The sequence below is a fragment of the Chromobacterium sp. CCUG 76385 genome, assembly GCF_059916625.1.
This window is the reverse complement of sequence record NZ_JAUCGU010000055.1, coordinates 1-9,070: the sequence shown is the minus strand read 5'-3', so window position 1 is coordinate 9,070 and position 9,070 is coordinate 1. Positions and strand designations below refer to the sequence as shown.

The window sequence follows — 9,070 nt, the reverse complement described above, 5'->3', positions numbered from 1 at the left end:
GAGCTGCACATCAAGCCGAACAAGGATGCGACGTATGCGCCGGTGGCGATGGTGCTGGCGGAGTCGCAGCGATTGGGATTGACGAAGCTGGGGATAGTGGGATCGGAACAGTTCCTGCAGTAACATTCACATTGATTGATGCCTATGGCATGATTGGGTGATGGCAAGCGGCCCGGAGCGGGCCGCTTGCTTTGTCCGGGAAGGTGATATTCTTCCGAACCTCAATAATAAAAGCCAGGGAAGCCGGCGCTGCTGGCAGCTGTCGCCGGAGAATGAACATATATGAACACACGTCTTTGTCTGACCGCTCTGATCCTGCTGCCGCTCGCCGCTTGCGGCGACGGACATGCCGAGAATGCGAGCGCCAAAGCCGCCTCGGCGCCGGTGGCGCGCCGTTTGAGTTCCGCCGATGTGGTGCGGGCCGAGGTGCGTCCGCTGGCGGCGATCATTTCTTTTACCGGTTCGCTCAACGCCTTGAGCAGCAGCGCCATCTCGTCCGAGGTGGACGCCAGCGTGCGCGAAGTGCGCGTGCGCGAGGGCGAGCCGGTCCGTCGCGGCCAGCTACTGGCGGTGCTGGATACCGAAGCGCTGGCGCAATCGGTGGAGGAGCAGAGCGCTCAGCTGGACAATTCCAAGTCGCGCCTCAAGCTGGCCAAAGTCAAGCTGGACAAGCAGCGCGAGCTGCTGGGCAAGGGCTTTATTTCGCAGATCGCCTATGACGAGCTGGAAAGCGATTACAAGGTGAAAGAGGGCGAGCTGCGCGCGCAGGCGGCGCAATTGGCGCGGGCGCAGCGCCAGCTGGCCGACGCCCAGGTCAAGTCTCCGATAGACGGCGTGATTTATGAACGCAAGATCAACCCCGGCGAGGTGGCCAGCCGCAATATGAAGCTGTTTTCGGTGGCAGACCTTTCCGTGCTGGAAATCGCGGCTACCGTGCCGTCGCGCCTGGTGGCGCAGGCCAAAGTCGGCATGAGCGCTACTTTCAATGTCGATGGCGCCGGCCAGCCGTTGCATGGCGAGGTGGTGCGCATCAATCCGGTGGCGATACCGGGAACCCGCAGCTTCACGCTGTTTATTCGGGTCAAGAACCCGGATGGCCGTTTGAAGGTCGGGCAGTTCGCCAAGGGCGGCGTGGTGCTGCAGGAAGTCAAAGACAAGGTCGTGGTCCCGCTTTCCTCGGTGCGGGACATTGACGGCCAGCCATGGGTGCTGGTGGCGGAAAAAGGCCGTCTGGCCAAACGTCCAGTCACGGTGGCATTGCGCGCCGAGGCGGACCGCCAGGTGGCGATCAGCGGCGTTGCGCCGGGCGAGCGCGTGGTCGTCGGCGAGTTGCTGGGCAGCAAGGCCGGCGACGCCGTCAGCCTGCCGGCTGGCCGGGCATAAGGAGCGCGCCATGTGGCTGACCCGCGTAAGCGTGCGCAATCCGTACTTCGCCGCCGTCCTGATGATGACGCTGATGGTGTTGGGCCTGTTCTCCTGGCAGAAGCTGGCGGTGGAGGAAATGCCCGATGTCCGGTTGCCGATGGCGGTGGTGTCCACGCCGTATTCCGGCGCCTCGCCCGAGGTGGTGGAGAGCGAGGTCAGCAAGCCGCTGGAAGAAGCGCTGAATACTGTCAACGGCATCAAGGAAATCCGCTCTTATTCGTCTGAGGGCAATTCTTTTGTCGTAGCGGAATTCGAACTGTCGGTGGACCCCATCATCGCGGTGCAGAATGTCCGCGACAAGGTGGCGTCGGTGCAGGGGCAGTTCCGCCGTGAAATCGGCACGCCCTCGGTTTCGCAGGTTGACCCTAACGACAACCCCATGCTGTCGATCTCGCTGACCTCCAATCAGACCCGCCCGCGCGAACTGAGCAGCTGGGTCGAGAACGTGTTGAAGAAGCGGCTGCAGATGGTGGAGGGCGTCGGCGACGTCAATTTGATCGGCGCGGTGCGCCGCGAAATCCGCATCGACATCGACCCGGTGCGGCTGGAAGGCTCCGGCCTGGCGTTGACCGATGTGGCCGACGCCATCAAGGCGGCCAATCAGGATTTCCCGGCCGGCAATGTGTCCACCTCGCAAAAGGAATGGGCGATCCGCGTCTCCGGCAAGCTGAAATCGGCCGATGATTTCGCCGCGCTGGCGATCGGCTATCGCAACGGCACGCCGATCCGCCTGGATGATATCGCCACGGTGTCCGATACCGAAGCCGAGCAGGACAGCGTTTCGCTGATCAACGGCCAGCCGGGGCTGGGCATAGATATCAAGGCGGCGCGCGGCTCCAACGAAGTGGCCGTGGCCGACGGCGTCAAGAAGCTGCTGGCGGAGCTGAAGCCGCAGATGCCCGCCGGCACCAAGCTGCGCTATACCTATGACTCGGCGGAGGATGTGAAGAAAGCCCTGCACAGCGTGGAGTCCATGTTGCTGGAAGGGGCCGGGCTGACCATCCTGATCGTATTCCTGTTCCTGGGCAGCTGGCGCAGCACCGTCATCACCGGGCTGACGCTGCCGGTGGCGCTGGTCGGCACCTTGTTCGCGATCCAGATCATGGGCTTTACGCTGAACATGCTGACGTTGCTGGCCCTGTCGCTGTCCATTGGCCTGTTGATCGATGACGCCATTGTGGTGCGCGAGAATATCGTGCGCCATGTCGCGCTGGGCAAGAGCCATTATCAGGCGGCGCTGGATGGCACCAACGAAATCGGCCTGGCTGTTTTGGCCACCACCTTGACGGTGGTGGCGGTGTTCCTGCCGGTTGGTTTCATGGGCGGCGTGATTGGCCGCTTCTTCCATCAGTTTGGCCTGACCGTCGCGGTGGCGGTGCTGATTTCGATGTTCGTCAGCTTTACGCTGGACCCGATGTTGTCGTCGATCTGGCACGACCCGCACCATCACGGCGACAAGCATCGCGGGCCGCTGGGCCGGATGCTGGACTGGTTCGAGATGTCGCTGGACAGGCTGTCTGATCGTTACGCGCTGCTGATCCGCTGGGTGCTGGGCCACCGCAAGACCGTGCTGGCGCTGGCGCTGGGCTTTACCGTGGCCAGTTTCATGCTGGTGCCGATGATAGGCGGCGAGTTCGTGCCGGAGCGCGACAGCGGCAAGATCAACGTGGTGTATCAGACCGCGCCTGGCTCATCGCTGGAATACACGGCGCAAAAGGGCAAGGAGCTGGCAGACTCTCTGGCTGGCATCAAGGAGATCCAGACGGTTTCCTTGAATGTCGGTGCCGGCAATTTCGGCGCCGGCAAGAATGATGGCAACCTGACCATTGATGTCGGCGACAAGCATTCGCGCCGGCGCAGCCTGCATGAAGTGATCGCAGACGTCCGCAAGCACGTGCAGCCGGTGGCCGGCGTGCTGATCAAGGCGGTGGCCAATGACGAGCAGCAGGGCAAGCCGATTTTCATCGGCCTGCGCGGCTCCAATCTGACCGAGCTGGACGAGGTGTCGCGCGAGGTCATGGCGCGCATCGCCAAGGTGAAGGGCGTCAAGGACATCGAATCCAACCTGACCGAAGGCGATCCGTCGCTGAGCCTGACCCTGCGCCGCGATGCCGCCTTAAGCCTGGGAGTCGATCTGAATCGGGTGGGCAATCTGCTATCCATGCTGCTGGCCGGCAATGTGGTGACCACCTGGGAAGCGCCGGACGGCGAGAACTACGATGTGCGGCTGCGGGTGCCCAAGGGCGAGCGGCGCCAGGAGCTGCTGGACCAGCTGAAAGTGGCCGGCAACGCGGATCAGCATGGCGGGGCGCAGATGGTGCCGCTGTCCACGCTGATCGAAACGCGGCAGGGCGTCAGCCCGCGTCAGATCAAGCGCACCAATATGATGCGCGAGATCAGCATCATGGCCAACGTCGAGGGGCGCGACGTCGGCTCGGTGATGGCCGATGTGGACAAGGCGATCAAAGACATGCAGCTGCCGCAAGGCGTGCAGCGCATGCATCGCGGCCAGCAGAAGGATATGGAAGAAACGGTCAGCAATGCGCTGCGCGCGCTGGGCCTGGGCGTGATCTTCATCTACCTGATCCTGGCGGCGCAGTTCCGCAGCTTCACCATGCCGGTCACCATCATGATGGCGCTGCCGCTGGCTTTTGGCGGCGTGTTTGTCGCTTTGTTCCTGTGGGGATCGACGCTGAACATGTTCTCCATCATCGGCATCATCATGTTGATGGGCCTGGTGGCGAAGAACGGCATCTTGCTGGTGGACTTCATCAATCGGGCGCGGCTGGACGGCATGGCGCGCGAGGACGCGATTGCCGAGGCCGGCCGGGTGCGGCTGCGTCCCATCATGATGACCAGCCTGGCGATGATTTTCGGGATGCTGCCGCTGGCGCTGGGCACCGGCGATGGCTCGGAAAGCAACCGGCCGATGGCTCATGCCATCATCGGCGGCCTGACCACTTCGACCCTGCTGACCTTGCTGGTGGTGCCGGTGGTGTACACCTATCTGGATGGCTTGCGCAGCCGGATTCGCAGGCTGCTGGGCAGGGGCAAGGAACAGCTGACGCTGAAAACGGAGTCCAGCAATTAAGCCGTGAGCCGGTAGGTCCGGCTCACGCGGCTTGCGTTATTTCTTGGCAGGGGCGACGCAGTCGTTGCCGTCGAAACTGACTGAGATCACGGTGTGGTCGCGCGGGTCGACAACAAAGTTGGTGGTGCAGCTGTAGTAGACCGAACCACCGCCGCTGACGCTCCATGGGTAGTAGAAGCCGTTGCCCTGTATCGGCATTTCCTGGCTGTAGGCGGTGCGGTAGGTGTAGAGCAGCTTGCCGTTGGGCATGGTCATCTGCGCGGTGGGCGCGCCCCAGCTTGCCAGCAGCTCGTTGGCGTCCCGCCCTTGCCAGGAATAAACCTTCTGGGCATAACCCTGCTGGGTTGCGCAGCCGGCCAATGCGGCCATGGCGATGCAGGCGGCGATGAGGGTAGCGGTTTTCATGTGCGTAGCCTCGTGTAAATAGAGTGTATTCATTATTCATTGTCATGGCATGATGTTTCGAGCGCATGTCGCATGCCATGAACGGCCTGTTTTAACGATGGCGATGTTATGTCTGGATGTCAATTGTCGATGTCTTGCACGGCAATGGAGTGTGTTAACAAGCGTGTGAAAACACGCCAATACAGCGGGGATCACCCGCGATCATGATCGGCGGCCTTGCCGCCGGTCGAGGGGAAACCAGGCTTGGCAAAAAAAACGGATGCCCACATCCGGACAAGCCTGACAACAAAGGAGGAGATCATGCGCCTGAAAAAAACTCTCGCGATGGCCATGATGTTGGGTAGCCTGCTGCCCGCCGCTCATGCGGAGAAGGTGCTGCATGTGGCATTCAACGCGCCCGAAACGGGCTTCGACCCGGCCAAGGTGTCGGATGTGTATTCAGCGGCCGTGATCGAGCATATCTATGATCCGCTGCTGACCTTCGATTACCTGGCCCGTCCGGTCAAGGTGATACCCAATGTCACCACCGCCATGCCCACGGTCAGCGCCGACGGCCTGACCTATACCTTCCATCTGAAGAAGGGCATCTATTTCGCGCCGGACCCGGCCTTCAAAGGCAAGAAGCGCGAATTGACCGCGGCCGACTATGTCTATTCCATCAAGCGCTTGTCCGATCCGACCGTGGCTTCGCCGCTGAGCGACACCTTCACCAACAAGCTGGTGGGGTTGGCCGAGTTGGTCAAAAAGGCCGGCAACGGAAAGCTGGACTACGACACGGTGGTAGAGGGCGTGAAAACCCTGGACCGCTACACCTTGCAGCTGAAGTTCAAGCAGCCGTTCCCGTCGCTGCCATATGTGCTGGCGGGCAGCTGGGTGGAGGGGCAAGCGCGCGAAGTGATGGAAGCTTACGGCGATAATAGCAACGCCCACCCGGTAGGCACCGGTCCTTACATGCTGAAGGACTGGAAACCGGGCAATAGCATGACCCTGGTGCGCAATCCTAACTTCCGTCAGGAAAACTTCAATTATCAAGTGGGCGCGGACGCCAAGGACCAGAAGATCGCGCGCGATATGAACGGCAAGCGCTATCCGCAGATAGACCGCATCGAAGTGGCGGTGATTCAGGAAGAGCAGCCGACCTGGCTGGCCTTCAAGAGCGGCGAACTCGATGCGCTGGCCGGCAATCCCAGCATCCCGCAGCCTCTGATCCGCGAAGTGCTGCGCATGGATCCCAGCAATCCGGCGCGAGCGGAGTTGAAGTCCGAGTATCGCGAGCGCGGCATTCAATTGAGCCGAAGCCTGGAGGAGGGGATCACCTTCTATGCCTTCAATATGAAGGATCCAGTGGTTGGGGGCTATGGCAAGGACAGAATCGCTCTGCGCCGAGCCATTTCCATGGCATTCAACAACGCGGAAACCATACGCGATATTCGGCGCAACCAGGCGGTGCAGATGCAGTATATCGTTCCGCCCAATGTGTCTGGCCACAACCCGAATTTCCGCGGAGCCTATCCATTCAACCCGCCCTTGGCCAACGCCCTGCTCGATCAGGCCGGCTACAAGGTTGGAGCGGACGGCTACCGCCAGCAGCCCGATGGCAAACCGCTGACGGTTGACTATCTGGCAGGTCCGACTGCCATCGATAAACAGTGGGACGAGTACTGGCAGAAAGCTTTTGACCGTATCAAGGTCCGGGTCAACTTCCGAGTGATGCAGTGGAACGAGCAGGTCAAGGCGTTGCGTGATTGCAAATATGGACTGGTAGGCGGCGCCTGGAGTGCTGATTATCCGGATGGCGACAACTTCACCCAACTGCTCTACGGGCCGAATACCGGCGGCAGCAATTACTCATGCTATCAATCTTCCCGCTATGACCGCCTCTACGAGCAATCCCGTGTTTTGCCGGATGGACCGGAGCGCAACCGGCTGTACGACGAGATGAACAAGGTGGTGATGGGCGATACCCCGTGGATGTTCAGCGATATCCGTTACGCCAACGGCGTCGCGCAACCCTGGGTGCGTGGCTTCAAGGTCCATCCTAACTTCAACGCCATCTGGCGCTTCCTGGACGTGCAGAAGTAAGCGGAAAGCGAGGAGAAAAACATGTCCGCATTCATCATCCGCCGGCTGCTGCAAATGATCCCGACCCTGTTCGGGGTGATGCTGCTGGTTTTCATCTTGTTCTCGCTGGTAGGCGGGGACCCGAGCCTGGTGCTGGCCGGCAAGCACCTGACGCCGGAAGTGCTGGCCAATATCCGCGCGCAGCTGGGTCTGGACAAGAGCCTGCCTGAGCAATTCCTGGTATTTGTGCATCAGGTGCTGACGCTGGATTTCGGGACCTCCTGGTCCACCCAGCAGCCCGTTTCCGACATCATCGGCAGCCGCGTCGGCCCGTCGTTGACGCTGAGCGGCGCCATGCTGGTGGTCGATCTCTTGATCGCCATTCCGCTGGCCGCGTTGGTGGCTTATTACCGCGGCGGGCTGACCGACCACATCGTCACCATCATCTGCACCGTGGCGATGTCGATCAGCGCGCTGATCTACATCATTGCCGGGCAATACCTCCTGGCGTTCAAGCTGGGCTGGTTTCCGGTGCGCGGCTGGGGCGATTCCGTCTGGACCAATCTTTTCCTGTATGTGCCGCTGCCGCTGCTGATGGGCCTGATGGTGTCGTTGGGGCCGGACATCCGCTTCTACCGCAGCTTCTTTGTCGAGGAGCTGGGCCAGGACTATGTGCGCACCGCGCGCGCCAAGGGTCTGTCCGAGCGCCAGATCATGCTGAAGCATGTGCTGCGCAATGCGCTGATTCCGGTGGTGACCAGCATCATGATGTCGCTGCCGTATCTGCTGCTGGGCGCGCTGGTGCTGGAAAGCTTCTTCGGCATCCCCGGCATGGGCAACGAGGTGATCCAGGCGGTCAACAAGAGCGACTTCCCGGTGATCAAGGCCATCACCATCTACATCGCCATCGCCACCATGGTGTTCAACCTGTTGGGCGACCTGGTCTACAAGTGGATCGATCCGCGCGTGCAACTGAAGTAAGCGGAGGAGAACAATCATGACGACATTGCAGAATACCGTTGGCGCGGTGGCGGAAGCGCCGTCCCGTAGCCTGTGGAAGCTCGGTTGGCAGCGCCTGAAGCGCAACAGGGTGGGCCTCATTTCTTTATGGATCGTGCTGGTCTATCTGCTGATTTCGGTAGGCGGCTGGTTCAATCTGGTGGGCGGGCACTGGGCCGATGAGATCGGCGTGCCGTACGCGCCGCCGAGTTGGGTGAGCGAATCCGCTGATGACGTGCTGCCGCCGGAGGCTGCGGCCAAGGCCACGGCGGCGCCCATCATCTCCTTGAGTCGCGCCGAGGATCCGATCGGCAAAGAGCTGGCCGAGGCCGAGAAGCACGTGGCCGAATATGCCGACCATACGCCGCCGCGGCTGGAGAAGTTGCCATTCGGCGGCGACTTGCAGGGCCGGGATGTCATCCAGAAAACCTTGAAGGGCACCTCCACCTCCATCTTCGTCGGCGTGTTCGGCGCGGTGTTTTCGCTGCTGATCGGCTGCGCGCTGGGCGCGGTGTCCGGCTACTTCGGCGGCAAGACCGACGATTTCCTCAACTGGTTCTACAGCGTGTTCACCTCGGTGCCGGACATGCTGCTGCTGCTGTCTTTCGCAGCCGTGTCCGGCCGCGGCATCACCACCATCATCTCGGTGATGGCGCTGACCAGCTGGACCGGCACCTACCGCCTGGTGCGCGCCGAATATCTGAAGCTGAAAGGCCGCGAATACGTGCAGGCCGCCGACGCCATCGGCGCCGGCAGCGGCCGCAAGATGTTCATCCACATCCTGCCCAATATCTCCCATCTGCTGCTGGTGCAGTTTTCCCTGCTGACCGTGGCGCTGATCAAGTACGAGGCCATTCTGTCCTTCCTCGGTTTCGGCGTGGGCGTGCGCGAGGTGAGCCTGGGCTCGATGCTGGCGGAAGCGCCGACCGAGCTGATCCAGGGCTATTGGTGGCAGATGCTGGCGGTGACTATCGCCATGTCGGTGCTGGTGACGGCGTTCAGCCTGCTGGTGGACGCCCTGCGCGACGCGCTGGACCCGCGCGCGGCGGCGAAGTGAGCGGGACGAGGAGAAAGCAATCATGAGCAATC

The 9,070-nt window shown here is 61.6% G+C and carries 6 protein-coding genes; 5 read left to right on the top strand and 1 reads right to left on the bottom strand.

Annotation, left to right across the window (positions count from 1 at the left end):
• Nucleotides 1-282: 282 nt before the first annotated feature.
• Nucleotides 283-1,383, top strand: coding sequence for an efflux RND transporter periplasmic adaptor subunit (locus tag QUG01_RS19615; protein ID WP_500831560.1), 1,101 nt, complete (start codon nucleotides 283-285; stop codon nucleotides 1,381-1,383).
• Between the two features lie 10 nt (nucleotides 1,384-1,393).
• On the top strand, nucleotides 1,394-4,516 hold the full coding sequence (locus QUG01_RS19610) for an efflux RND transporter permease subunit (protein WP_500831559.1): 3,123 nt from the start codon (nucleotides 1,394-1,396) through the stop codon (nucleotides 4,514-4,516).
• 36 nt (nucleotides 4,517-4,552) lie between these two features.
• Here the strand turns inward: QUG01_RS19610 and QUG01_RS19605 are convergent, their stop codons facing one another.
• On the bottom strand, nucleotides 4,553-4,921 hold the full coding sequence (locus QUG01_RS19605; protein ID WP_500831558.1) for a hypothetical protein: 369 nt from the start codon (nucleotides 4,919-4,921) through the stop codon (nucleotides 4,553-4,555).
• A 300-nt stretch (nucleotides 4,922-5,221) separates the two neighbouring features.
• Between QUG01_RS19605 and QUG01_RS19600 the strand changes: the two genes are divergently transcribed.
• The 3 genes from QUG01_RS19600 to QUG01_RS19590 are packed head-to-tail and all read left to right on the top strand — an operon-like array spanning nucleotide 5,222 to nucleotide 9,038.
• A complete protein-coding gene (locus QUG01_RS19600; protein WP_500831557.1) occupies nucleotides 5,222-7,003 on the top strand; it encodes an ABC transporter substrate-binding protein in 1,782 nt (593 codons plus the stop codon).
• A gap of 21 nt (nucleotides 7,004-7,024) precedes the next feature.
• The gene (locus QUG01_RS19595; protein WP_500831556.1) at nucleotides 7,025-7,963 is read left to right on the top strand and encodes an ABC transporter permease; all 939 of its coding nucleotides are present in this window, start codon (nucleotides 7,025-7,027) and stop codon (nucleotides 7,961-7,963) included.
• Between the two features lie 16 nt (nucleotides 7,964-7,979).
• Entirely contained in the window at nucleotides 7,980-9,038 is a 1,059-nt protein-coding gene (locus tag QUG01_RS19590) for an ABC transporter permease (protein ID WP_500831555.1), read from the top strand.
• Nucleotides 9,039-9,070 lie beyond the last annotated feature (32 nt).